The sequence below is a fragment of the Melioribacteraceae bacterium genome (assembly GCA_019638015.1).
Taxonomy (GTDB): Bacteria; Bacteroidota; Ignavibacteria; order Ignavibacteriales; family Melioribacteraceae; genus JAHBUP01.
Map to the genome: position 1 here is coordinate 586351 of JAHBUP010000001.1, position 26661 is coordinate 613011.

A 26661-nucleotide genomic window follows, 5' to 3' on the forward strand; every position below is an offset into this window, starting at 1 on the left:
ATTTTCTACGCATATTTATTTTTGGTGTCGAAAGTCAGGTTGCCGCCAATGCATTTTCAGTTTATGAAAACTGATAGGTTAAAGAATAAATACTTTCTCGATTAACCTACATTTTCTTCGTTTCAAGTTTTTGATTAATTATTATATAAACAAAAATAGCGGTGAAGAAGATACAAAAACCTAGCATGTACCAGCCATCTGTATTACCCGAAGCGGCAACAAAACTGCCAATTGAGGAGATAAGCCCGATTATAAAACAAAAAAATCCAACGAATATCTGTAAAAATGTAACCGTGTTTGGATCCTTCTTTTTAATCCCGTTTTCAATCTGAGCGTAAGTCATGCCCTCTTTATGTTCAACTGAATATCTAACACCTTTATTGTAATGAAAGTATTTTGAAAAACTTGTCATGTCTGAATGGGATTCTGTATGAAACTCATCAATAACATCTTTCTTCAATTTTGGTTTTTTATTGGTGAACAATTTAGTCATCCCAATAATCCATACTACAAAACCGGTAAATGAAATTAATGCAAGAATATATCCAGTTATCAACATTTATAACTCTATAAAAAATTTTCAAAGTGCTAGTAATAATTGATTCTAACTAAATGTTTAGATATCTATCCCTTAATTGGCAGCCAAACTTTCATTTTTCCAATACCTCTGTTTGACCAAAGATAATAGGGAATCAATGTAAAATCATTCTGCGCAGCTTGTCCATTAATAACTTTTATATTTTCTGTCAGCAAAAATTTATCAGCTAAATTAGTTAACACATCCTTATCAAATAATAAATTATCAATATTGTTATTGTCAACTTGTTCGGCACAGTAAACAATTGGCCCATATTCAAAAGCAACTTTGTTTAGGTTATCAACAACCTTTTCATGAGCAGTCACTTTCCTGATATTCATTGGTATCATCAATTCTATGTTATCCTCATCTTTCCAGTTTCTTGTTATTATGGCATATCCTTTATCAACATCGAAAGTTGACTCATGCCCATTGATCTTTAGTGTGATTTTATTGGGAGTGTCATTTATATAATTATAGAGGTCTCCAGGTAATACTTCACCATTTACCCAGCTGGGGATTCGAATTTTGACTGTGAACTTGCTATCGGAACTAGATTTTATTTTAAAATTAACCTTGCCATCCCATGGATAATTTGTTGTTTGTACTAGTTTAATTTCATGATCATTTATTTTAAAACTAGATTTATTCGAAATAAATAAATTAATGTATAGACTATCATTGTAAGTAGAATATATTAAACCTGGTATTGAGGGTAAAAACCGAATCATATTTGTGGGACAACAGGAGCAATCAAACCAGCTTTGTCGTGTACAAGCTCCCTGGTTAAATTTATATGAACCATCCGATTCCAAAGGATTTGGGTAGAAGAAATTAATTCCATCTGCAGAGATGCCTGAAAGCAATCCATTATATAAAGATCTTTCAATAACATCATAATACCTTGAATTGCCCGTTAACTGAAATAATCTTTGATTCCAATGTACATTTCCAATTGCGGCGCAAGTTTCATTATAACCGGTAAGGTTTGGAAGTTCATAATTATCACCAAATGCTTCTCCATCGTGTCGTGAACCTATACCTCCAGTGATATACATTTTTTTATTTACTATATTTTCCCAAATTTTATTAACAGCATGTAGGTATGATTTATCTCCATAAATCGCCGCTATGTCTGTCATAGCCGCATACATGTACACTGCTCTCACCGCATGACCAACTGCCTCTGATTGATCAACCACAGGAAGGTGATCCTGACTATATTCACCATACAATTTATGAGAAGTTGAATCTCCTCTTAAATCAAGGAAAAATTTTGAAAGATTCAAATAGCTTTTATTTTTTGTAATTTGATATAGTTTTATTAAGCCGGTTTCAACTATCTGATGCCCCGGGGGAATTCTCAATTTATTGGGACCAAAATTATTAACTAATAAATCTGCATTCTTAATTGCGATATCTAAAAAATTTCTTTTCCCGGTTGCCCAGTAATGAGCTGCCGCGGCTTCGAATAAGTGACCGCTATTATATAATTCATGATTGGTAACCTCAAACTCCCATCGATTAGGAGATGGATTTGCCCACCATGCCGGTGGTTTCATTCTATCTATTGTAAACCATGTTGTAATGTATCCATCCTTCTCTTGTCCGATTTCAATAATAGAAATAATTGAATCAAGATAAGCATCAAGATTTTTATTCGGGGTACTAATTAAGGAATATGAAGCTCCTTCAATTATCTTATATAAATCGGTATCGTCAAAAGGCATTTTGCCTTTCGTTGTGCCTTCTAATTTTCCACCGGCAATTAGGAAATTATCCATTCTTCCTTCGGCTTTACATTTATCAAATGCAAATTTGATCGTTGTATCCTGAATTAATTTAATTTTTGGAAGCCAAAAATTATCATTGATTACTACATTCCTGATATCAATTGCTGTGATTGGATAATTTAAAATTGAATGCTGTGCATTAAATAATTGAGTTATTGCAAAAAATAAGATAAAGAAATATTTTTGGATCATTTCTGGGTCTCCGGTAAATGTATGAAAACATTTTCCTTTTAGTTTACGATACTAATTTAAAAATTACATTTTAAATGAAAATTTACTCACAGTAATTTAATAATATACTAAGTGCAGACTGAGTAATTGAAAAAGTTGGATTAAATTTATCACTATTCATATAACTAACAATTGATTTGTAAAGTTGATTTGCTTCAGGCTTATCAGTTAATGTATTTAATTGAACCATACAAACAAGCAACCTTCCTTTACCAACCAGAAACTCAAAAATCAAACCTAATTTATGATTTCTCTCCAAATTATCAATAACCTGAACAATAGGTTTAAATTCTTTAGTAATAGAATCTAATATTAAAGAATTACTTTTCTTAATCATTGAAAACCATTGCCAGTTTGTATGAAACTCTGTTGGAAATGAATTAAATATCGGATGATTAGGATCAGTCAATATTCCCAAAGTTCCTGGCGATACCGGTTTTTTTGCCCATTCACTTATCCCTTTGAACATTCCATAATTCCAGAAGTCGGGAGGGAAAAGTCCCGCCACACTGTGATCCTTAATATCATCGGTTTGCGGTAATAGTAATACTTTGCCACCATAATTCAATTTTTGAAAAACCTCATTATCTAATTTTGTTGAGATGAGAATATCCGCACTAGTTTGTATTGTCGTTGATTTGGGGTAAACCCAAATTGGATATGAATTGTTGTATGGTGTATCTTGTAGAGAAATGTTGATTGTTAGTTTTTCAGCTTTAGATATTTTTGAAAGTTCAAAATTTAATTCGCCAACAATATTACTTCCACCATTTACTATTGATCTATTAATGAAATTACCTTTATGAAGTACAATCCCTTTTTGATTTCTAACTTCCCACCTTAATTCATTATTGAATGATTTATTGGAATAATTCACTGCAGAAAGTTCTGCATAAAAAACTTCATCATTGGTCCAGCAATATTTTGGGAATTCAAGTAATAGAACCACATCATTGCATGATTGCAGCCAATCTTTTTGACTAATAACATTCTTGCTTTCCATAAAAGCATCAAGGATGCCAACAAGCGCGGTTCCTTGTCCTGGAAAATCTTGCAGATCAAGTAATTGAAATCCGCCAAATCCTTTAGTGCGCAACGCTGTTTCCATTTCGGCTTTATAACAAATGGCAGACCAGGCTCCGGATGCTTTTTGAAAATCCATATTTTGATGCAGCATTCCGGCTTTGTTTAATCTTTCTTTAAATATTAGAAAATTCCACGCACGAAGGACACCTGTATATTTTTCAATTTCCTCATAATCGGGATAGATTTGATACTGGCCGATTTCATGGCTAACAATTGGAATACTAAATTGTGATACGGAAAAATCATAATTCATTTTTGTTGAAGGTAGCTGAGTATTAAGTATTCCTCCATTTCTTGAATCTACAAACGCATGCGTAAGTCTTGTGTGAGTTAAAGTTGTATCACCATTGCTAGGAGTTCTAGCTGCAACAAAAAAATCGGAATGTTTACCCGGAGTCGCATAACCAATATTATTATTTGATCCCATAGTGTAAAGTGGGCGGCTGTCATATTGTTTGAGTGCGAGTATGTTCTTTTCTACTCTATCATGTCCGCTCCAAATTTCATTGCCGGGGGAGAACATTACGAATGAAGGATGATTCGCATAATATTTTAACATTCCGATTCCTTCTTCCAATAACATACTGGCAACAGAATCAGATTCTAATCCTCCCCAGAATGGTAATTCAGCTTGAAGATATACTCCAACCTGATCAGCAGCAGTAAACGCGGCTTCGGGGGGACAATAAGAATGAAACCGGTAATGATTAATTCCGTAAGATTTTGCGATTTTAAAAACTCTTATCCAATCTTCCGCTTCCATTGGCGTGTGCCCCGAAAGAGGAAAAACTGCGGCATCATGCTTTCCCCTTAAAAAAGTTTTGCGACCGTTAATTTCAAATTGAGTTCCATTAGTCGTGAAGTGCCTCATACCAAAGCTTACACTCTTCGAATCTATTATCTCTTCATGAGAAATAATCACTGTTAAATTATAGACAGGTTGTTCATATTCATCCCATAAACTGCATTCATCCCCAAGGGCATATTCTAATATAATTATTGGTTCATAAGCCGTTTTTAATTTTTGAGTTTTGAGTGGGGAGGATTTTCCGTTTAATAATTTTTCAACTTGTAATTCTATCTCAAAATTATCTAACCCTAATTGATTTGTTATCTCTATATCAATATCAATCTTTTTTTTAGTGATGTCGGGATAAACCTGCAAATTAGAGATATAACTTTTCGGTGCCGCTTCAATAAAGAGCTTTCCAATTATTCCATTCCAATTGGTTTGAGTGTCGTCGGAATAAATATGCGCGTTGCCATAAGGTGTGAGCTTTAAACTATTGTCTATTCTAATTGTAATGTAATGCTCGCCGGGTGTCATATATTCTGATATATCATAAACCTGGGGGGATTGCATAATTTTAGATTCACCAATAAAACTGCTATCAATCCAAACATGTGTGGGTTTTGTTCTTTCGAGAAATAAACTTATATGCTTGCCATAAAAATTATTTGGAACCACAATTTTTTTTCTATACCAGGCGGCTCCCATATATTTATAAACCCTGCTGAGGTGCAATGTAGTTGTATCTTTATTAAGAAATCCTTTTTTACTTAAATCCGTTGTTCCGGGAAGATTGATGGATTCAGATAAATTAGATAAATACCATCGCTCGTTAATTCCGATATTGGCGGTATCAAGGGAGAACTGCCATTGCCCTGATAAATCAATGTAATCTCTATACTGGGCTTTTGTATGAATAATTGCTAAAAGAATTAATAGTAAGACAAGACTAATTTTTTTCATATTGTGAGATTATTATAGTTTAAGGATTTTAAGCGCTCCCCGCCCAACAATAAAGAAAACAATTGATCCAACAATTAGGTCAGGATATTTCGAGTCAGATAAATAAACTAGTCCACCTGCTAATATAACGCCAAGATTTACAATCACATCATTAGAGGTAAAAATCATACTTGCCTGCATGTGTGCTTCATTACTCTTACTTTTCTGCAGTAAATACAAACAAATACTATTACCAATGAGGGCAAGAATAGAAATAATAATCATAGTTTGAAATGCTGGCATCTTTTCAAATCCCACAAATCTTCTTATTACTTCAAGAATACCGAAGAGGGCAAGAATTAACTGAAAATATCCGGCAGCTTTTGCGATATTCTTTTTCAGCGCCATTGTTCCACCCACCGCAAAGAGTGCCAATCCATAAACAATACTATCGGCGAGCATATCCAAACTATCCGCTACAAGTCCCATTGAATTAGAAATAAAACCGGTTATTAATTCAAGCGCAAAAAAGAAAAAGTTAATTGCTAAGACTTGCCAAAGTAGTTTCCTTTCCCCGTAACTATTGTCGACCGATAAAGTTGGATTCTCAGTCAAAACACTTTCAACCAGTGAGGTATCAAAATTTAAACTGTCCAGCCGTTGAAAAATGGGTTCGTAACTGTCGGTATGAAAGACTGTCAATTGTCTGTTAGGAATATCAAAGTCCAATGAATTTATGTTTGTTAAGTCGGCAAGCTTCATCCTAATCATCTGTTCCTCTGAAGGGCAGTCCATTTTAGATATTTTGAATCGGGTTTTTTTCATTGGTTATTAATTTGGTTTTATCATAATGATTTTATAACTCAATTTTCAATTTCTATGTGATGTGTTCAATTTCATCCATTCACATTCAAGAGCTTTAGATTGCATGGGAACATGATTTCTACCAACAACTGCGATGATTCTTTTATTACTTTTTAAATTATTGGTAATCAATTCATACATGTGTAGGTTTCTATAATTACTTGAATATCTGTTAATATCATTAGTAAAAATCCCGCCGGTTTTTTCCGATTGCTGCAGCGGATCAAACCAATTTGATGGAGCTTCCCACCATTTAATTTCATTACCCCAATATTCAACAAATAATTGTTCAATTTCCTGTAAAGTCGATACCGCTTCATTTAGTTCAGGCAAAGCGTTGGCTTTCGATAATACAGTTTCAATATGATTCTTAATTTGTGATTCATCCCAATTAAAACTTACTCTCACCCTCTGCGCTTCTCTCAGCAAATAGAAAAGTTTTATTTTATCTATCGGGAAATACTCTTTGAGATATTTCAATTCAAGAATTGGATTTGGCTCGAGTGATTGTACTTCCACACTATCCCTTGAAGCCAAAAATCTTAAAAACCCGGATTCCCCCAACTTCTCAATTGTTTCCTCTTTAGTAGATTGAATACCTCTATTTGGTCCTTCGAATAGTGCAATATCAAACTTTGCGCTGTTCCATGCTCTTTCAATTTCAACAAACTGCAAATGCAGTGGATCTTTTGAATGTGTTACGCCATAGTACAGCAATATTATTTTCTCATCTTTTAATAATGTCAAATTCCATTTGGTACTATCGGTTTCAACAAAATCTCTATAATCTAGTATCAACGACTTGCAATTACCTTCTTGCGCAAAAGAAATATTCAGATTTATCAATATTAATAACATAATCCCGAATAATATTTTCATAATTGTTCCTTTCACAAAAACAATTGTTTTGTAATAGCTATGCGTGCTAATTAATAATTATTTGAACGAATTACTACTTTTTAAGTCTGCTTAAAGGTTATATCCCAATTCTCATGAGTTCCGTAAAATCTTCTCCATCTTTCTCCCTTTAGCCAACTCATCAACCAGCTTATCTAAATACCTGACTTTTTGGGTCAAGGGATTCTCGATTTCTTCAACACGGTACCCACAAATAACACCGGTAATAAGTTTAGCGTTTGGGTTTAATTTGGCACTTTTAAAGAATTCCTCGAAAGTTACATTTTTTGCGATGAGGGTTTGCAGTTTCTTGTTGTCAAAACCGGTAAGCCACTCAATTACTTGATGCAACTCTTCTTCGGTTCTCCCTTTCTTCATTACTTTTGTGATATAATGAGGATAAACCGAAGCGAAACTCATTGTTGCGATTCGCTCATCATGTGTTTGATTCATAATGCTTACTTTCCATAATGGGGGATTTGTGATTTCCAAAAATATTAAATTATTGGGGGCTGCTTTCTTTCAAAGACCAACCAAACCCTTGAGTCGATGCTGCATGCTATAAACTGTTTCAATCAGATCATAATTTACATTCATAAATTCTTGATTCTTCGCCCCATGGGTGGTAACCTTGTCCAACATATACAAATCCATATTTTTCGTAATAACCAATATGATCCGTGCATAAATACAAATGTTTAAATCCGCCTTCTTTAGCATCTATTTTTGCTTTATCAATTAGCAATGAACCATAATTATTACCTCTCTGGTTTTCTTCAATGTATATAGCACAAATCCATGGGTATAAATCCATCCGGCTGATAAAATCATTTGTAATGAGTCCGGCACAACCAACAATTTCCTCTACTTTTACCAATAAGTACCATTGAGGTAACGGATTCAGAGAACCTATACTGTGACTTATGCAATCTTCATAAATTTTAGGTAATACACTTTGCCATTTGCTCTGAAAGTATTTGATTGCCTGGTCTTTATATACGGGATTTTCCCTGACAGATATTATCTGCATGCTGCTGTATCCTAATAATTTTTCTTGTCAATACATGTTTGTGTTCTACTCAAATTTTATAAAACGTTTGATGCTGAAGTTAATAAGCAATTTTATCTGTGGACTTATCGATCCTAAAAGACGAACAAGTCAAAAAGAAACGCTTCAAAATCCTCATTTTTAATAACCGATTGTTAGCGGTATTGCTTATTTATTCAGCGTTTTAATTCCTTTGTAAAAATTACTACAATTTCTATAAATCCTTTTTAAGATAAATCATATCAACAAGCTGGATGTCGCCATCGAACATAGGGTGGTCGTAATTGTCGGTAAAAAAATTCTTTACCCGATCTGAAACTCTAAATCCACAACTTTCATAAAAAGATAAGATTGCCGGCGTCTCTCCAGTCCCGACGAGCATTGTTTTATATTCTTTTTTGTAGAAATCAGAAATAAAATTTATCAACGCTCTACCATATCCTTTCCCTTGATACTTCTCGTATGTTGCAATGTTTTTCAACTCACATGTTTCTCCATTAATCGGCACAACAACGCAAACACTCTTCAAATCATCATCAAATAAAGCAAACAAATCACCACTTGGCAAATATTTGTCAATCATATTTTCCTGCTCATCTGCCAATAATAATAAGTCAAGGAACTGTTTTTTGTTTTCAACAATCTTCTCGATTTTCACCATATCTCTTTATTTACCAATTCAAGATGTTAGCTTCTGACATTTATTTAGGTCAATTCTATAACTTAAAAAATTTATGCATTCTCCGTTTTGCAGACTATTATCAAAACATTTAAGACTAGCCAGAAATTTTAAAATTATAATAATTATATCGATTAATTAACAGGTATCATGAAATTCATTAATTCTCTATCATGGTTATTTACTATTCTGCATTCATTATCAAAATACATTGTAGCACCATTTTCCGCATTATAAGTTTCCCACTTTGGCAGAACACCCTTAACATTTGGATTACCTGTTTTAATAAAACTTATCCATGCGGAGCTCATTTTATCAGCTAACCTCCAGGCTTCATCTGTATTGCCAGTCCAGTCTGGTCTCAAGTCAACATTGTTGAATGCCAGAGGAATATCCAAACCATGAAAAGAACCTTTCGACGCATTATCAACCTGACTTTTCCATGCTAAAAAATAAACATACAATGGGGCAGTTGTCTCTGCAGACCTTGCATCAGCGGTTCGTATAGTATATGGTCTGAAAACTTTATCAATAGAAAGAAGATCCTGCGGAGTATAATCTGGATAAGCTTTTGCGAATAACTTTATATATTGATCGGTTTTATCACCATATTCTTTTGCTAACCGTTCTTTAGCCTGTTCGATTGTCAAATCTTTTTCACCATAAGCTGTGGGCATCATTTCATTCAACGTGGAACCCATCATAAGAGGAATATCTTTTGAAATATCAGCAAAGCCGGGACTGAATGGTTGCTGAAGCAAAACAACTCCATCCGCAGAAGGCGCAAAGCCAAACATTGTTGGCGATCCTGGTTTTCTTGGACCGGAAATTTTTGCTATTGCATCATTTCCAGCTTTAACAAGATCCTTGTAATCGATCGTATTAAGTTTTTCAACATCAGTTGGTGAAATCCCTAAATTTTCAAGTACGGCTAAACCCAGTGCTTGCGATTTTTCTTTAGTCATTGAATTGAGCAGTGTACCGCTTTGAATAATTGCCTTGTGAAACAGACCCTTTGCCGCCGGCATGCACATTAATGTTCCAACTTTTCCACCGCCCCCCGATTCCCCTACAATTGTTACATCTGATGGGTTGCCTCCAAAATTCTCAATATTTTTTTGAATCCATTCAAGGGCTTTCACAATATCGAGCATACCAACATTTGCTGATTGTTTATATTTTTCACCACATGCAGATAAATCAAGAAAACCAAAAATGTTTAACCTGTGATTTACTGATACAAATACTATATCTCCCTTTTTTGCTAGAGCTTCACCATAGGTCATCGGATCGTTACTCGCGCCAACGTGAAATCCTCCGCCATGCAACCAGAGCATAACCGGACGTTTTTTACCATCCATTATACCTTGTGTCCATACATTTACACTAAATAGTTCTTTTTCGTTTTGTACGGAATCAGGGTACCAGGGTACTATTTGTCTGGCTACCGGTCCAAATTCATCGCATTCACGAACTCCGTCCCATGCATCAGGATTCTGCGGAGGCATAAATCTTTCTGCTTTTGCATAAGGAATTCCCTTGAAAATAAATATACCGTTATCGTTACTGCCGGAAATAATTCCATTGGAAGTTTTAACAATGGGTTTTTGTTCTTGGTTGGCCTCTAGGTTAAAAGCGTTAATGCTTAATCCGGTAGCAATTACATAAAGAATAATAATGTTTGTTAGTAGTTTCATAGTATTAGCTTTGTTTTAGTTATAGTAATATTAAAATAATTTCAAAAATTCATTTTTTTACTAACCCTTCTTTACAACATATATCGATATCAGGTTAAGTTATCCATCGAGAACAATTCTAATATGATTATTATTAACAATTCTATGTTTTAATTATTCAGCAATATTTTTATAAATTCAAAATCAGGCTGGAGTGATATTTTCTTTTCAGCATCAAAAAAGTATATCCCAAAATCTCCTTTATATTCCCAATTACACCAAGCAACATTATTTTCTTCAAGCGCGGAAATCAGATCGGAATAATAAGCTAAGCGATCTTTTCGATCTACTGTTGCCAGACAACCGAACTCGCCACAATATAGCTGTAAGTTTTTTGATTTCGCAAATTCCACCCCTTCCTTAAATACATCTATTAATCTCTGTTTGTTGAAAATTTCCCTCGCATCGGAGGTTTGATCCAACAAGACCAAATTAGTGGTGTCAATGTATTTTTCATAATCTTCGTTGGAAATAATTTGACCCGGATAACGCACCGGACCTTTGTAATATTTTATTTGTGTCCAGTCGGCTTTATAGTGGGTAAATGCCAATGGGGAATAGGTATGAAAGCTGAGTATAATATTTTTATCACCTTCCGGCAGTTTCAAATATTTTAGGTTTGGAGCAATTTGCCACATATTTGGGCCAATAACCAATACTCTTTCGGGCTCTAACTTGCGGATTGCCGCAACTGTTTTATTCATCAATCTGTTCCAGTCTTCATGGTCCGGGGCAACTGCTTCATTTAATATTTCGTAAGCAACCATATTATTGGGATATTTATGAAGAAAATTTGATAACTGTACCCATAGGTTGATGAAGTTTTTCTGAGCTAACGAGTCGACCCAAAGTGTGTTTGTTGTTCCGTCGTTGGCGGCATTGAAATGATGCGCCCTAACAGTATGAAGGTCCACAATTGCACGAAGATTATATTCTGCGCACCAGTCGAGGCAGTTAATAAGATTTTTAAAAGCTTCCTTAATCGGAACGCCGTTGCTATCCCACATTTCCTTTTCATCTATAGGAATACGCACATGGTCATATCCAATGCTGTCAATAAACCTTATATCATCTTTGTTGATGTAAGTATACTTTGGCGCCCAACCAAAATCCTGAGATAGCCAATGACTTAAATTAACACCCCGTTTAATTTCGAAACCGGAAGGATTCAGACATTTAGTTTCCTGGCTAGAAATCAAAAGAAATATCACAATCAAAGAAACCAATAATGAGAATTTCTTCATATTCATATTTACCTCAGTTTAAATTATATGTTTTGTTTTCAAAGATAACAACGCTAGTGGGATGGCTTATTAGTTCTGTGTTGTTATTTTGTTTGTAATACATTCCTGCTATTCCTATAAATCCTTTTTAAGATAATTCATATCAACAAGTTGTATATCGCCATCGAACATAGGGTGATCGTAATTGTCGGTAAAAAAAATCTTTACCCGATCTGAAATTTTAAATCCACAACTTTCATATAAGGATAATATTGCCGGCGTTTCGCCTGTCCCACAAGCATGGTTTTGTAATGGTTTTTTTAGAAATCAGAAATAAAATTTATCAATGCTCTACCATTCCCTTATCTTGATATTTTTCGTATGTAGCTATGTTTTTCAACTCACAAGTTTCGCTATTTATAGGCACTAAAACGCAAACACTTTTCAAATCATCGTCAGATAAAGCAAATAAATCTCCACCCGGTAAACACCTGTCAATCATATTTTCCTGCTCGTCCGCCAACAGCAATAAGTCAAGAAACTGTTTCTTGTTCTCGCCAATTTTTTCTATTCTCAACCTATCTCTGTTATTTATTAATATGTCAAGTTTTACTTCCCATCGTATCGCAACGAATTACTGCTAAAGATGGATATTGCGAATAGAAAATATCAGAAGCCATTTACACTATTCTCCCCTCCCCACAATAGTATCGAACTCAGTTTTGGTTAAAGGCATTACAGATAATCTGTTTCCTCTCTGTAGCAGTTGCATATTTACCAATTTCTTGTTTTCCCTCATTTCATTAATTGGCACTAGCCGGGAAAACTTTTTAATCAACTTTACGTCAACCATAATCCAGGCGGGGTTATCTTTTTTACTTTTAGGGTCGTAGTGAGGATCATCGGGATCGAAAGCTGTAAAATCGGGATAACCTTCCTTCACTACTTCACAAATCCCAGCGGCTCCCGGCGGTTCCGAATTACTGTGATAAAATATAACCCGGTCCCCAATTTTCATCTCATCGCGTAAAAAATTTCTCGCCTGGTAATTTCTCACACCGTCCCAATATGTAGTTTTGTTTTTCTCTTTAGCTAAATCATCAATCGAATATACATTCGGCTCCGATTTCATTAACCAATATTTCATTTTAATCTCGTATAAGTTGTATTAATAGATAATGTTAAAACAAATCTAACTATCTTCTGAAGAAGCAACTATGAATTGGACAAAAGCCAATTCATAGTTATAATGCCGAAAGAATAGTTTAGTTTATATTAAATTATTTGGTTTAACACAAAAACAAATTATTTTATTAAATCCTTAAAAGCCGCTCCGAAAATTAAATAGCTGGTATTCCCGCCAATTGTTCCTTCGTTTTGACCCCATAAAAATGGCCAATCATCATAGTTTTCAAAATGGTCCGGTTTTCTAAATAATACACCAGGCGCAACATTTCCCGGAATGAATGAGAAGTCGGCCCTGTTATTTCCATAAAAAACTTCTTTGGGACGAGAAGCTCCCACTGTTGCTACTAAAGAATAATTATGATAAGGGTGACATCCAAAGAAATAGTTTGAGGTTTTAAAAGCATGGCTTACATCAATAATTTCTGGAAAATATTTAATCGCAAAATTTATAGTGGTGCCAAAGTTTAATATGATTCCGCCGCCAGCCCAGTTACCAAGACCAATAGGTACACCATAAGGATTATCCTTATCAAGTTCATCTAAGTATTCCTTGTACTTTAAAACATATGGCCGTAGTTTTTCCTTGAATGACTCATCCATGTGGGGAATGGCATTCAATGCGGTTAATAGATTGAAATTGACATTGCGATCAAGTGCAGACCACAAAAGTTCCTCGAATTTATCGATGTATTGCTGTTCACCTGTTGAGATATATAGTTGAAGATAGGTGCCAATATTTGCTGATCTACCACCCCAAAATGAAGTTGTGTCCTCTTGTTGATTCTTGAGTAATTCTGTTGCCTCTTGCAGAAGTCTTTTTGACTGAGTCAATGCTCTGGCCGAAAGATCATCATTGTAACCTTTTAATGCTCGGCTGGCTGCCGCAAACATTGTTGCAGCTCTAAGATCGAGGCCTGGATTACGGCTAGTGAATGCCCACATATCATCCTTAACTCCGCTTGAGCGACCGTCAGGAGCTATTTCGTAAGGACCAAGTTCAGGATTATAAGGAAGTCCGTCTGTAATTGAAGCCGCATCACCAAGATGATGGTAATTATAGAGGACAGAGTTTGATAGTGTTTGGGACATGTGTCCTATAATCTCTGCTTGAGCTACCAAGTTCAATGTTCCATGTTCTATAAATTGAAGTATGTCCGGTGTTCCATCCGGGCGGTGAAGTTCAACATACCGTTGCTTCTGGTTAATATAAGTTTGATCGCGTAAAGGTTTGAAATATTCCCATGTATGAACAAAATTCTGAACCACGTTAATATTTGCTCCGGTCTCAATATCAAAATCACCAGCATCAAAAAAACCACCAATGTTTAATCCTGGGATAAGTTCTAAACCTTTATACTTTGTATCGGTTGTTGGGCCTTGCCAGTGAAGGTCGAAATGATCGGTGTTTGGGGGAGCTTGAAGATAACCTTCCTTAAAGGGTTCACCGTGCCAAACTCTATAAGCCTCTCTTACGAACATATGATTCATATGTATTGGAATCCATATATCGCTCGTTGCGTCTGTGATTTTATCGTAAACGTTATCATTTATTAAAAAGTTATTTGTTTTAAAGTTGCCATACTGTATATAATATATACCAGGAGCTTTAACTGAACTAAAATCAAATTTCACATAGTGGTACTTAAAATAGTCGCCCCATGGCACAATTTTCCCGCTGAATACTTGTGTTGCATTGCCGCTGTCACCAATTTTATATATTGATGCAACTTCAAGTGGTTTGTCTTTTTTGTCAAGTTCAATAACAGCGACTTTTTGTTGAGTTGGAAGGTAGCCAACTTGAGAGAAACCAATATTTGGCTCTCTTATCCAACCTTCAATTGCGTTTGGTTCAACTGTCCATGTTAGAACCTTTCCAGTTTTTCCTGCTGGGAGAATACTTCGAACTACAAACCAACCATTTTGGGCAAGAACTCGGCCATCAAATAACATTAGATCGGTATCAAGTGAGGTGATCTTTACCAAACGTGAAGGATCATCTGGTGCTAGGAGAAATGTTCGACCCGTTTCGAGAGGAAGGGGATCTATATATTTACCTGTACCCCTGTCATCGTAAGTTTTATATCCCTTAAACTGTTTTGGTTTTTCTGAGTTCGGCCTGGCACTTGTATTCCCAACTACATAGCGAGAGAATCGGTTGTACCTCCCATCCATCAAATAAACTTTTCCCCAATATTGCGAGGGTAGAAATTCAAAGTTGAATCCAGCATTTCCTTCAAGTGCTTTTGGAACAGGCTTATCAAGGTAAACAGAAATCTCAACCCCTTTACCTTTTGCGGTTACAACCACACGCGAATTGAAATCGTAATCTTTGTACCTTAATACAGATTCAATGGAATTCGCAGCACGATCTACTTTTCGGTTTGATATTTCAGGTACAAGATCCCATTGTTCGGGAGTATTTGAAAGCCGCACTGCACCGCCCTGTGCAGTTCTTACACCATGATGTATTAATTCAATACCGGCATTCTTTTCATCATTAAAACCCCCAGTAAATAGGTTATTGTACACAAGCACGTTTACACCTTGTGTTTCGAAGTACTCAAGATTATTGAGTTTTAAAACCTGGGCTGAAGCATTGTTGGATACTGCTAATAGTAGCAGTAAAACTGGTAGTAGTGTTAGTCTTTTCATGTTTTATTTATTTTTATTGTTGAATTGATATTATTATTGATGTCAGATTTAGTTTTCAAGAAGGTAATCTTTTTTTTCGTGTCCTCTGCAAATTAATAGTGTATTACGTACACAATATTATAAAATTTAGGGAATTTTACCTACTTTTCAACAATCTTTCTAAAGAATTCACAGCCGGTTTTTTAGATTAAAAGGAGTATCTCAAACTTCTTATTTGCCCGCATTTCTTTCAACTATTTGTTTTATTTGATTAAGGATCATTTTCCAGTTATTCTCGGAATGTCCTCTTGTTGTTTCATCAGTAATATTTTCTTGAATTAGTGCCAACACTGTTGTGTCTCCACCAACTTCGATCGTAAAAGTAATCTGTTGATAATTTTCCGGCTTATCTTCAAGTGGTGAAAAAGAACTCCAATAATCGTACTTAAGTTTTTTCTCCGGGATAAATTCAAGTATAGTTCCTTTATCCTTATACTCAGTACCATCCCACACTCCTTGAAAAACAATGGGGCTCCCGATTTTCCAATCAGTGATTGTATTGGTACCAAACAAGTATTGTTTAATAATTTCGGGATTTACTAATGCATCCCAAACTTTTGTGGGACTCGCCGATATATCCATTTTCAATTCTACTTTAATTCCGACAGCCATTTCAAATTCCTTTCTTCATTATTAATAAAAAGCTTTACAGAATAATTAATGAGGAAGCAGTAATTACGTTGTGACATTTTTATAATTCAAAACAATAATCAAATGCCCGGCGCGTATCTAAAGTGAAGATTAATGTAGTAGTCTAATGTTTTATCCGGCTGCTCAAAATTTGTAGGGATCGGTTTTTTAGAAAATGTTTGGAAATAGAGAAGACAAGCGTTCCTCCACCAGACCGCCTCTTTTTCTTGAACATTCAAAAGCATTTTTACATGATTAAATCTTTGTACATCAATTTTAGCTTCGAGAGAATTCCAAATATTCATCATGTTGCGAACTCCCTCAACTCCAGAATAATATTTATTTACTAATTCGTTCCACAATGTATTACCCGACTTTAATTTATAATTCCATGAAAGATGATGAAACCAGAGAAGATTTTCTTCCGGGCAACTTTCTAGTGAAGAAAAATATTCATTCACTTCCTTTGCGTATTGAGAAGTAGCATTGCTACCAGATGCGGTGCGGTTAAAACCAATTCCATTCTCATCAGCTTTATGATAATATACAGAAGTCCAATCGGCGCGGTGCTTATCTTTAATCCATGGTGCCGGACCGTAATGATGATCCCATCCCATAATGTGATGAAGTCCGAGTGGAGTCATATAGTTAACACAATATTCATGAGAGGGAAGCATAATATTTTTAATTGATGAAACAACATCTGCATCATTTGAGAAAGTCATCTTAATCCACTCATCAGCAATTTGCTCGGAAGAAATATTATGATCCCAGGCCAATCTTCCGAAAGCATACCAATTGGATTGACCGAATAAATGACCGGTCCAATTTCTATCGGTCCCGGTATTTGCTACTCCTGCAATTCCAGTTAAAGTATGATTATCGACAGTACCATCAATTACTTTGGCTACGGTTGAGCCTTTACCTTTTGAATAAGTATCAGCTTCAAGGCATTCTTTATACATTGGGGCAAGGTAAACCAGATTTGTTGCCTGTCCTAAATATTCCTGCGTAATTTGAAATTCCATCATTAATGGAGTTTGCGGCATTGCCCCAAACATAGGATGAAACGGTTCCCTCGGCTGAAAATCAATTGCTCCATTTTTAACCTGAACTAAAACATTATCTCTAAATTTTCCGTCGAGCGGTTTAAATTCATTATAAGCCTGCTTAGCTCGGTCTTCGGGAGTTTCATTATCATAAACAAACGCACGCCACATTACAATACCGCCAAATGGTTTTACAGCATCGGCAAGCATATTAGCGCCTTCAGCATGATTGCGTCCATAATTTTGCGGTCCGGGTTGTCCCTCTGAATTAGCTTTTACCAAAAATCCACCGAAATCTGGAATTAATTCATATATCTCTTCAACTTTTTTATTCCACCAATCCTGAACTTCCTTTTCAAGAGGATCTGCAGTTTTTAAACCTCCAAGTTCAATGGGTGAACTGAATCGTGCGGTTAAATATACTTTTATTCCATATGGCCGGAAGATATTAGCTAATGCGGCAACTTTTTCCAGAAAATATTTATTGAGCACGTATGAATTTGCATTAACGTTTGTTAGTACAGTACCATTAATTCCTATCGAAGCGTTTGCGCGGGCATAATCTTTATATTGTGGATAAATATAATCGGGTAATTTATGCCAATCCCAAATAGAAAATCCTGCATAACCCCGTTCTACGGTTCTGTCTAAATTATCCCAATGGTTTAATAACCTTATATCAATTTTAGGAGAAGAAGAATAATTAATATTGGCAACTGATTGATTTGTCTGAATCATTTTTAAAAAATGAAATACTCCATATAATACACCAACATCGCTGTTTGCTGTAATTACAGTAGCTGCTTTATTTTTAATTTTTGAAGAAATAATTAGAAACCCCTCATTTCCTAAAGCAGTTAATTGAGATTTGAGATTTAATTCTTTTAACACTGTTGAATTGTTATAGTTTGCCGCAATAATTGCATTTGATTGAATATTATTAAATGAAGTGGGGGATTTACCGAGCATGGCCGTTAAACCATCTACTAATTCTTCTTTGGCGGCAATTAAAGTTGGGGAAGTGCCTTCAAAGTAATAACCGGATATAGATTTAGTATAATTGTTAAGTAACTTTTTATTGGATATCTTTTCGTAACGTAGCCATAATCTATAACCATCTTCAGCGTAGAGATGATTGATAGAAAATATAGTCAGTAATAAAAGCACAAAAAGTCTTTTCATTTTAATATCCAGATTAATTTTACTATTAAGATAATAAAATGAGAATTACTTTGTAAAAAAAACGGAGGAATCTGAATTATTTCATATTTCAGTTGCAGGGGGAGTTATAATTACGAGCATTTTTAAATTTTACGATCGCAGGCGGCGCTATTTTTAGACAATTCACAGCCTGTACAGCCGCCACAACTATTATTGTTTTTAGTACGAATATTTTTTATAAACGAGAATACTACATACGCGATAGTTAAAATAATTATTCCCAGCACTATTACATCTTGCATCATAAAAATCCTTTCTAGAAAATATTACCAACCTGATACGCCGCAAAAGCAACAAACCATGCAAGCACAGTTGTGTACACCATTGTGAATGTAGCCCATTTCCAATTAGCTTCTTTTTTAATAGCGGCAATAACGGCAACACATGGAAAATAAATTAATATAAAAAGCATCAGCGAGTATGCCACTATGGGAGAAAATACTTTTTCGCCAATCCGTGGACCGCTAGTAAATACTTGTTGCTGCAATCTGTTTTTAAGATTTACCGAATTCTCATCGGCAGACATATCCGATTGATAAAGCACGCCCATTGAACCAATAACAATTTCCTTGGCGGCAAGTCCGGTAATAATACTTACCCCTATTTTCCAATCCCAGCCGAGCGGTTCTATTACAGGAACTATCATATGTCCCAATTGACCGATATATGATTTTTCCATCCGTTCTGATTCCCGATCAATTTCAAGCTGAGTGAGTTGTTCTTCCTTTCCGCCATCGGAGATATTAGTGCTCGCTGATATCTCAGCCGCTATTTTATCATAATCTTTTGAATATTCAACATCACGTGGAAAATGACCGAGCGCCCAAATTATAATTGAAGCGCTTAATATCACTGTACCCATCTTGGTTAAATACTGAACGCTTTTATTCCACATATGAACAGTTGTGTTCCGTAATGTTGGAATTCTGTAGGGGGGAAGTTCCATTACAAAAGGGATATCCTCTTTGGCAAAGAATATTCTTTTAAATACAAGCGCAACAAGAATTGCAAGAACTATCCCAATTAAGTAAATAGATAAAAGTACGAGACCTTGATTAGCCGGAAAGAATGCTGAAATTAATAAAACATAAACAGGCAAACGTGCACTGCACGACATGAATGGGAGGATAAGCATTGTTAAAATTCTATCCTTTCGGTTTTCCAAAGTACGCGTTGCCATTACTGCCGGCACATTGCATCCAAATCCCATAATAAGAGGGATGAATGATTTACCATGCAAACCTATTTTATGCATAAGTTTATCCATAATAAATGCGGCCCGCGCCATGTATCCGGTATCTTCCATCAAAGAAATACAGAAAAATAAAATTAAAATGTTTGGAAGAAATACAATCACTCCGCCAACCCCTCCAATAATTCCATCAACAATTAAATCGTGAAGCGAACCTTCGGGCAATACATGTCCCACAAAATTTCCTAATTCGCTAACACCGGCATCAATCCAATCCATAGGGTAACTTCCGAGTGAAAATGTTAATTGAAACATCACCCACAAAAAGAATATGAAAAAAGGGAAACCCAAATATTTATTTGTAAGAATTAAATCTATTGAATGACTTGTTTGCCGCCTGTTAATTTTCTCTTGATGATAAGTTTCTTTAAGTACACCATGAATAAATCCATATTTTGCATCTGCTATTATGGTGTCTGATTTCTCTTTAAATTCATGCTCAAGTGCTGCAATTTCCTTTTGAGCAAGTGCAAGTATAGATTCGGATCCCGGTATTTGAGCGATCTGCTCTTTGAATTCTTTGTTGTTTTCAATCAGTTTAATTGCGGTATAACGGCAGTAGAATAAATCGTAAACACTTTTGTTCTTTTTAATTTCATTTTTTAATCGTTTTATAGATTCTTCAACATTCGTTCCATAATTAATATGTGCGTGGCGTGCAATTGGATCTCGCTCTTCATAAACGTCTATAACTTTTGTGAACAATTCTTTTAATCCAGAACCTTTTGATGCAACTGTGGTTACTATAGGAATACCTATAATATTGCTGAGAGCGACATGATCAAATTTATCCCCCTTCTCTTCTAACTCATCATACATATTTAGTGCTAATACAACTTTAATATTCATATCCATCAGTTGAGATGTAAGGAATAAATTTCTTTCAAGGTTAGAAGAATCGATTACATTAACAACAACATCGGGCATTGAATCGGTAATATGTTTACGAACAAAAAGCTCTTCGGGGGAATACTCAGAAATCGAGTATGTACCGGGCAAATCGGTAACATTAATTTTATATCCATTATGTTTGAGATGTGCTTCTTTTGTATCAACAGTAACCCCGCCATAATTTCCAACACGCTCATGCTTGCCTGTAGCATAATTAAATAATGTAGTTTTGCCCGAATTTGGATTTCCGACGAGAGCAATATTTATTGTGCGCGTTTTCTCTTTTATAGATTCCTGCAAATCTTCATCGGAAATTGTACCACCATATTGCAGATTTGATGATGGATCATACCCTTCAACTGGAACTACTTCAATTAATTTTGCTTCATTTCTACGCAATGAAATACGAAAACCCATTAACTGATATTCTATTGGATCTTGTAAGGGGGCATTTTTAATTACTTGTACCGATTTACCTTTTACAAATCCCATCTCAGTTATGCGTTTTCTGAATGCGCCATGACCAATTATTTTGGTGATAATTCCTGTTTCGCCATTCTGCAGGTCTGATAGGGGGGCTGAGGTTATTTCCCGAATATTTTCTGAATTCATAAACATAAAATTACTCTAAAAATTTATTCCAAATCGCATAAAAACTGCAAGAGCGTTATTTAATTTATTTCCAATTCCAGCCGGATTAAATATGTATTGAATATCGGGTTGAATAAAAAGATTTTCTGTTAGTGCCGTTTTATAAAACAATTCAATTGTTGTTTCATTAATTAATGAACTTTCATTAAACCCTGCATGTGCAAAAGCTACTCCTAGCGCATCTTGACCTTCATTATCGAATATTCCTTGATAATTTAAACCGCCCCCAATATAGTAATTGTGCGAGTTTCTATTTGAAGGACTTAAAGCTAATTGTGCAAACAATCCCAAACCTCTATTTTCACCTGATCGAAATATTTTTTGATCTGCAATTGCATAAAAACCATAGTTTTTGTCAAAAACAGTTTCTGTAACTTTTGTTTCGGAACATGTTTCTTTTAAGTGCGAGTGATAATAGTATCCGGCTTTCACAGTCCCGGGTAAATTTCCAAATTTTGTAGCAAGTTGCAGTTCAGAAAAAACAAGAACGCCATCATTACTATTAAGGTTCCAATTAAGATTATATTGATTGTTCTCAAAATTTTCCGGCAATCCATCAAATAAAGCTGCCTGAATTGCAATATCATCACTTAAATTAAATTTGCCCATAATCCCGAGCGCAGTAAGGGGGAAAATGGGAACAGGGATGTTATCCGCGATTAATGAAGGAATTCCGAATGAGCTGTTTATGAATGATCCGGAATATTCGCTTGTTACAAATTCCGCGTTCAAATCCTGTAATCCGATGGTTATCTCAAAAGCTTCAAAAGAATGTTTGTACCAAAGTTCATGAAGATATGTAAGATTTCCGGCTTCAATGTTTGATGCTACCTGAAAATCACCAAATAATTTTTCAGAAGGAGTACCGCCATGTGTTGATGCGCCATTCAGAAAAAATTCGCCGCCATTCCACAGACCAATATTTTTAGTTTCGAATCCAATCCTAATATTTGCCATTCCGAGAAACAGTGAACCGGTTTTAATACCACCGGATAGATTCCCGGCAAAATCTCCTATATATGAAGCTTCGTAATTAAATTTTTGTATGCTGTTGAAGGATAAAGTTGAGTCAGAGGTTCCAAATATTGATTGATTTTGTGCTTTAATAACAACAGCAAGTGATAAAAATAGTAAAAGAAAAATTTTATGTTTCATTGCTCCTTTCTCCGAATTAGAATATAATTTCCGGAAGAAAATTATGGATGCTTGCATCTGGTTTCAATCACTAAAACAGGGGAATTAGACTTACTTTTCTACCAATTATTGGGGATAAAAGGGAATTTTTCAGCCGGAAAATGATTCTTTTAGTATTGCACTTCTCAAGATATATGCTCATTAAGATTATGGTAAAGCCGATCATAAATGGCAATAAATAAGGATCATTATTTATTGCCGCACGGTTTGTATATTCTTTATATCAAATACTCATCATTGACTAAAAATCAGCTTTCAATCCAACATTAAAGCTGAGTGGCATATTTGGTCTAAATCCTTGCGGCAAATTTGCCACGATAGCTTTGCTGTTAGTTAAATTATTAATTGCAGTAAAAACAGTGAATGTTCTATTCAACATAAAATTGGCAGAAATATCGACTATCAAATATCCTTTTAAAGCATTCACATCACTGTAATTTATATTTCCAGCCGGCACCAATATGTTACCCTGCCCGGGTTTTACTCTGGTTTCTCCTGTAAATCGGCCAATAACAGTTGCGTTAAATTTATTATGTTCAAAACCAATACTAGCAGTTAATAAGTGAGGGGTGATAAATGGAATAAAATCACCTTTGTTAATTTTTCCGGTTCCCCAGTCACCTCCACCATTTATAAAAGTTTCGTTAAACTTTGCAGAGGTGTAGGTATAAGTTAAAGATACAGGTAGTTTTAATTCTCTAGGCGCATCATTTATGTTTAGTAAATCGGATGCAAAACTGACTTCCAAACCTTGAATTTTTGCATTTCCGGCATTGAACATTTCACCTGTACCCGCACCACCACCTGAAACATTATCAGAACCTAAAATATTATCGTAATTATTATAAAAAGCAGTTACTTGAGCATTTAATAAATTGTTTTCATAACTATAACCTAATTCATAATTCAGCGAAGTTTCTACTTTTGCCTGACCTGTTGTGGAGGTTAATGAGGGCATTCCAGGAGGAGAAAACCCCTTGTGGATACCACCAAATAGATTCATAGTGTTATCAATTTCATAATTTATACCCAGTCCTGGTAATAAAACTGAAAAATCATTCGACGCTGTTTTTAACGAGATCCCAATCCTTTCAACATCTGTATTACCATAATTTTGAAAATCGAAATTGATTTTTTCATATCGAAGTCCAGGACTTACTTTTAACCCCTTATAGTTTATTTCATAATTTAAATAAGATGAAAAACTACCAGCATTTCTTATCTGATTTTCTTGATTTCCTTTTACTCCTACCGAATTCAAAATCATGTTCCCATTATCCATTGAATATACCGAGCGCGTGGCGTATCGGTCAGATTGATCTTCATGATAGCGAAGACCAAGAATAATTTTATGCCAAACTTCACTTGTATTAAACAAGCGTTGAATATTCGTTTGTATTCCCTTCGAAAAATATGTTCTCGCCGCACTTTGGTAATCTATATTCCCATTTGCTATACCAATCATTATTTGGTAAGGTGTTTGGTGAATTGCTGGATTGTTTAAGATATTATTTATGCTTTGTCCACCAATTGTGTTTGCTCTTGCCCAGTCTCTATATGTAGTTGCATAATAAACCGTAGTATTTACCATTAAGCCACTTACGGGTGTTACTAAATAATTAAGGAAAAGATGTTGGTGCTTCATTTCCAATAAATCTTTTTGAGTAGCAGAATATCTTCTAAAAGGGTTGGATATGTAATCTTCATAAGTTAATCCCAAATAGGTCTCATTTCCATCTTCCGAACTATTCAGAAATTTTAAGGTTAGAGCTTGTGGAATATCCGCATCATCATCTGAGTGCCAGCGCAGTTTCGCCATTACATCGTGTCTGTTAAAACCAGTATTACCGCCGTTATCTAATTCTTTAAAGCCGCTGCTTGCTATTCTATTTATTTCAAAAACATAGTCCAAATTTTGCCTGCTGTCGCCAACCCAAACTCTTTGCTGATTTGTGTTAAAACTTCCATAAGAAGTTTGTGCAAAGCCCTTAAATAATTCGGGAATAGATGTCGATAATAAATTAACAGCGCCTCCAATAGTATAAGGTCCATATTTTATTTGACTACTTCCCTTCAATACCTCTATGCTTTGCATACGAACAAATGTAGGGAAGTAATAAGCTGAAGGATCGGCATAAGGAGCAGGCGCTATCAGAATACCATCTTCCATCAATGTTACTTTTGCACTCCTATTTACGGGTGTTCCTCTTAATCCAATATTCGGCCTCAATCCAAATCCTTCCTCATCTCTAATATTTACCCCGGGAATTATTCGAAGAACATTATTGATATTTGACTGGTTGAGTTTTTCTAATTTCTTATTGTTAATGAATTGACCTGAACCTGGAATTGATTTTGCCTTATCATCAATGATTGTTACTGCTTTGAGTTCATAGCTTTTTATTGTGTCTTGTTTTGTTTGCTGAGAAAAAGTTGTAATACCAGACAACATCAACAGAATTAGTAAAACTCTGCGCATTTTTACTCCTTAATAATTATTTATGCTCAATATTTAACAGATAAATAATTCTTCATTATTTATATCCTGATAGAGCAGCTTTTTCTGTACAATAGAAATATGAATGATGAAGAACATTCTAAAGTTAGATTTGTGTGTGCGGGGTTTCAATCGCCAATGATTGGGATATTATGAACAATAATCCCTATTAATTGGGAGTATGATTACTGATTTGAAAAATTATCTAATTGAATTATTTTATTTGAGATGGCATATATTGTTAAACCGGATTGACTTTTAATCCCGGTTTTTTGTGAAATATTTTTTCTGTGGCTTACAACGGTATGTACACTGATAAATAGTTTATCGGCTATTTCCTTGTTAGACATTCCCGATACAACTAACTTTAGTACTTCTATCTCTCGTTCGGAAAGTTGTTCATGCATATTTTGCATTTGATTTTCAGAAGTCCCAACGAATAATTTGTTTACTAACTTTATAATTGTATCGGGTGAATCGGTAATGTTAATAGTATTATCAAACAAAGAGAGAATTTGCTGGTTAAAAAAAGTATAGACCAATGCAATCCAACATCTAGTATGATTGTTCTTCTTTAAAGTTATAAACTCTTTGTCTCTGTTTTGAATGAAAGAAGGATTAACCAGGGCAATATCAATTATTTCTTTTTCCATTAATTTTTCGAGCTCATCAAAATTCTCTACACGGAATAATTTAAAATATTGCCCGGACTTCATAAATAGATTTGTCAGTCCTTCATTTACAATTTGGGAGGGTTCAAGAAGGGCAATATTTATAATTTTTCTGCTCAATGGATGCTTTTTTCAAGTTTATCTATTAGTGGCATAAGTACGGTCTCTTCTATTGTAGAATGAACATTTAAATCATATTCTAATTCAAAAAGACTCACAATAATTTTTCTGCGCAGCTCTCGGTCGTTTTGAATTGGAACATGTTTAAGAAGAAGTTCCTTCAGATCATTCAATTTAGTTTCAATGTCAGTATGATGTTCGCTGTATTCATGAACAGAAAAATCTTTATGAGCAATTGATTTCTTTGAATTTCTAATTCTTAATAGTTCATAAAAATAGGGGAACGCAGTAGAATTTTCATAAAGTAAATGTTCTTTTACATCTTCAAAATATTCATTAAAAAACTGATCGATTAACTTGATTTCAGGTAAACTATTCTTTGAATATAATTCTTTTATTAGACTCTTAATTTCGGGGTACTTCTCGTTCTCATAATAATTATGTGAGTTTTTCAAATACATAATTATATCTTCGATATCACCGTTATCAAAATTTTCTTCACCCGATAAGTGGAAACCATTGTATAGGTTGGCAAATGATACAAAAACTTTTTCGCTAATATTATTTTCAAAACACAATTGCACAACTGTTTTTTCGTGCACAATAAAATTCAATCCAAAGTGTTCCATCAATAATAAAATTGAGGGATTCTCGAAAATTATATCTGCCATTTTCATATCGGGAGTAATATATTTTTTATTTGCTAGATACATGTCCTATCCAAAATTATTTCAATTAAT

The 26661-nt window shown here is 34.8% G+C and carries 21 protein-coding genes; all 21 read right to left on the reverse strand.

The features are described from left to right. Positions 1 to 106 precede the first annotated feature (106 nt). The 21 genes from KF816_02415 to KF816_02515 all read right to left on the reverse strand — a co-directional run bounded on the left by KF816_02415 (position 107) and on the right by KF816_02515 (position 26634). Positions 107 to 559 (reverse strand): hypothetical protein, encoded by a 453-nt coding sequence (locus KF816_02415; GenBank protein ID MBX3006859.1) that lies wholly within the window; start codon positions 557 to 559, stop codon positions 107 to 109. Between the two features lie 65 nt (positions 560 to 624). Continuing rightward, complete coding sequence (locus KF816_02420; protein ID MBX3006860.1) at positions 625 to 2562, reverse strand: glycoside hydrolase family 127 protein; 1938 nt, start codon at positions 2560 to 2562, stop codon at positions 625 to 627. An 82-nt stretch (positions 2563 to 2644) separates the two neighbouring features. Continuing rightward, on the reverse strand, positions 2645 to 5440 hold the full coding sequence (locus KF816_02425) for a beta-galactosidase (protein MBX3006861.1): 2796 nt from the start codon (positions 5438 to 5440) through the stop codon (positions 2645 to 2647). A 12-nt stretch (positions 5441 to 5452) separates the two neighbouring features. Then, entirely contained in the window at positions 5453 to 6244 is a 792-nt protein-coding gene (locus KF816_02430) for a cation transporter (protein MBX3006862.1), read from the reverse strand. A gap of 45 nt (positions 6245 to 6289) precedes the next feature. Next, a complete protein-coding gene (locus tag KF816_02435) occupies positions 6290 to 7162 on the reverse strand; it encodes a hypothetical protein (protein MBX3006863.1) in 873 nt (290 codons plus the stop codon). 111 nt (positions 7163 to 7273) lie between these two features. Then, positions 7274 to 7633, reverse strand: a complete 360-nt coding sequence (locus KF816_02440; GenBank protein MBX3006864.1) for a DUF2200 domain-containing protein — start codon at positions 7631 to 7633, stop codon at positions 7274 to 7276. Positions 7634 to 7760: 127 nt separating this feature from the next. Continuing rightward, positions 7761 to 8210, reverse strand: a complete 450-nt coding sequence (locus tag KF816_02445; GenBank protein MBX3006865.1) for a GNAT family N-acetyltransferase — start codon at positions 8208 to 8210, stop codon at positions 7761 to 7763. Positions 8211 to 8442: 232 nt separating this feature from the next. Next, complete coding sequence (locus KF816_02450; GenBank protein ID MBX3006866.1) at positions 8443 to 8886, reverse strand: GNAT family N-acetyltransferase; 444 nt, start codon at positions 8884 to 8886, stop codon at positions 8443 to 8445. Between the two features lie 155 nt (positions 8887 to 9041). Next, on the reverse strand, positions 9042 to 10604 hold the full coding sequence (locus KF816_02455; protein ID MBX3006867.1) for a carboxylesterase/lipase family protein: 1563 nt from the start codon (positions 10602 to 10604) through the stop codon (positions 9042 to 9044). A gap of 149 nt (positions 10605 to 10753) precedes the next feature. Further along, positions 10754 to 11893, reverse strand: coding sequence for a cellulase family glycosylhydrolase (locus tag KF816_02460; GenBank protein ID MBX3006868.1), 1140 nt, complete (start codon positions 11891 to 11893; stop codon positions 10754 to 10756). Between the two features lie 316 nt (positions 11894 to 12209). Then, positions 12210 to 12443 (reverse strand): hypothetical protein, encoded by a 234-nt coding sequence (locus tag KF816_02465; protein MBX3006869.1) that lies wholly within the window; start codon positions 12441 to 12443, stop codon positions 12210 to 12212. Between the two features lie 108 nt (positions 12444 to 12551). Continuing rightward, positions 12552 to 13013: an EVE domain-containing protein gene (locus KF816_02470; protein MBX3006870.1), complete on the reverse strand. Its 462-nt coding sequence runs from the start codon at positions 13011 to 13013 to the stop codon at positions 12552 to 12554. A 158-nt stretch (positions 13014 to 13171) separates the two neighbouring features. Beyond that, entirely contained in the window at positions 13172 to 15706 is a 2535-nt protein-coding gene (locus tag KF816_02475; GenBank protein ID MBX3006871.1) for a glycoside hydrolase family 9 protein, read from the reverse strand. Positions 15707 to 15916: 210 nt separating this feature from the next. Next, positions 15917 to 16357, reverse strand: coding sequence for an SRPBCC domain-containing protein (locus KF816_02480; GenBank protein ID MBX3006872.1), 441 nt, complete (start codon positions 16355 to 16357; stop codon positions 15917 to 15919). Between the two features lie 98 nt (positions 16358 to 16455). After that, positions 16456 to 18606, reverse strand: coding sequence for an alpha-glucuronidase (locus tag KF816_02485; protein MBX3006873.1), 2151 nt, complete (start codon positions 18604 to 18606; stop codon positions 16456 to 16458). A 122-nt stretch (positions 18607 to 18728) separates the two neighbouring features. Beyond that, the gene (locus KF816_02490) at positions 18729 to 18887 is read right to left on the reverse strand and encodes a FeoB-associated Cys-rich membrane protein (protein MBX3006874.1); all 159 of its coding nucleotides are present in this window, start codon (positions 18885 to 18887) and stop codon (positions 18729 to 18731) included. Positions 18888 to 18901: 14 nt separating this feature from the next. After that, a complete protein-coding gene (feoB, locus tag KF816_02495) occupies positions 18902 to 21406 on the reverse strand; it encodes a ferrous iron transport protein B (GenBank protein MBX3006875.1) in 2505 nt (834 codons plus the stop codon). Between the two features lie 9 nt (positions 21407 to 21415). Continuing rightward, positions 21416 to 22594 (reverse strand): carbohydrate porin, encoded by a 1179-nt coding sequence (locus tag KF816_02500; GenBank protein ID MBX3006876.1) that lies wholly within the window; start codon positions 22592 to 22594, stop codon positions 21416 to 21418. A 280-nt stretch (positions 22595 to 22874) separates the two neighbouring features. Further along, a complete protein-coding gene (locus KF816_02505) occupies positions 22875 to 25112 on the reverse strand; it encodes a TonB-dependent receptor (protein MBX3006877.1) in 2238 nt (745 codons plus the stop codon). 203 nt (positions 25113 to 25315) lie between these two features. After that, positions 25316 to 25921: a response regulator transcription factor gene (locus KF816_02510; GenBank protein ID MBX3006878.1), complete on the reverse strand. Its 606-nt coding sequence runs from the start codon at positions 25919 to 25921 to the stop codon at positions 25316 to 25318. Next, positions 25918 to 26634, reverse strand: coding sequence for a hypothetical protein (locus KF816_02515; protein ID MBX3006879.1), 717 nt, complete (start codon positions 26632 to 26634; stop codon positions 25918 to 25920). The genes KF816_02510 and KF816_02515 overlap by 4 nt, the downstream gene beginning before the upstream one ends. Between the last annotated feature and the right edge of the window lie 27 nt (positions 26635 to 26661).

Excerpts from the sequence above, each read along its gene's own strand:
- KF816_02415 (MBX3006859.1), bottom strand. The coding sequence starts at position 559 with ATGTTGATAACTGGATATATTCTTGCATTAATTTCATTTACCGGTTTT.
- KF816_02420 (MBX3006860.1), bottom strand. The coding sequence starts at position 2,562 with ATGATCCAAAAATATTTCTTTATCTTATTTTTTGCAATAACTCAATTA.
- KF816_02425 (MBX3006861.1), bottom strand. The coding sequence starts at position 5,440 with ATGAAAAAAATTAGTCTTGTCTTACTATTAATTCTTTTAGCAATTATT.
- KF816_02430 (MBX3006862.1), bottom strand. The coding sequence starts at position 6,244 with ATGAAAAAAACCCGATTCAAAATATCTAAAATGGACTGCCCTTCAGAG.
- KF816_02435 (MBX3006863.1), bottom strand. The coding sequence starts at position 7,162 with ATGAAAATATTATTCGGGATTATGTTATTAATATTGATAAATCTGAAT.
- KF816_02440 (MBX3006864.1), bottom strand. The coding sequence starts at position 7,633 with ATGAATCAAACACATGATGAGCGAATCGCAACAATGAGTTTCGCTTCG.
- KF816_02445 (MBX3006865.1), bottom strand. The coding sequence starts at position 8,210 with ATGCAGATAATATCTGTCAGGGAAAATCCCGTATATAAAGACCAGGCA.
- KF816_02455 (MBX3006867.1), bottom strand. The coding sequence starts at position 10,604 with ATGAAACTACTAACAAACATTATTATTCTTTATGTAATTGCTACCGGA.
- KF816_02460 (MBX3006868.1), bottom strand. The coding sequence starts at position 11,893 with ATGAATATGAAGAAATTCTCATTATTGGTTTCTTTGATTGTGATATTT.
- KF816_02470 (MBX3006870.1), bottom strand. The coding sequence starts at position 13,013 with ATGAAATATTGGTTAATGAAATCGGAGCCGAATGTATATTCGATTGAT.
- KF816_02475 (MBX3006871.1), bottom strand. The coding sequence starts at position 15,706 with ATGAAAAGACTAACACTACTACCAGTTTTACTGCTACTATTAGCAGTA.
- KF816_02480 (MBX3006872.1), bottom strand. The coding sequence starts at position 16,357 with ATGGCTGTCGGAATTAAAGTAGAATTGAAAATGGATATATCGGCGAGT.
- KF816_02485 (MBX3006873.1), bottom strand. The coding sequence starts at position 18,606 with ATGAAAAGACTTTTTGTGCTTTTATTACTGACTATATTTTCTATCAAT.
- KF816_02490 (MBX3006874.1), bottom strand. The coding sequence starts at position 18,887 with ATGCAAGATGTAATAGTGCTGGGAATAATTATTTTAACTATCGCGTAT.
- feoB (MBX3006875.1), bottom strand. The coding sequence starts at position 21,406 with ATGTTTATGAATTCAGAAAATATTCGGGAAATAACCTCAGCCCCCCTA.
- KF816_02500 (MBX3006876.1), bottom strand. The coding sequence starts at position 22,594 with ATGAAACATAAAATTTTTCTTTTACTATTTTTATCACTTGCTGTTGTT.
- KF816_02505 (MBX3006877.1), bottom strand. The coding sequence starts at position 25,112 with ATGCGCAGAGTTTTACTAATTCTGTTGATGTTGTCTGGTATTACAACT.
- KF816_02515 (MBX3006879.1), bottom strand. The coding sequence starts at position 26,634 with ATGTATCTAGCAAATAAAAAATATATTACTCCCGATATGAAAATGGCA.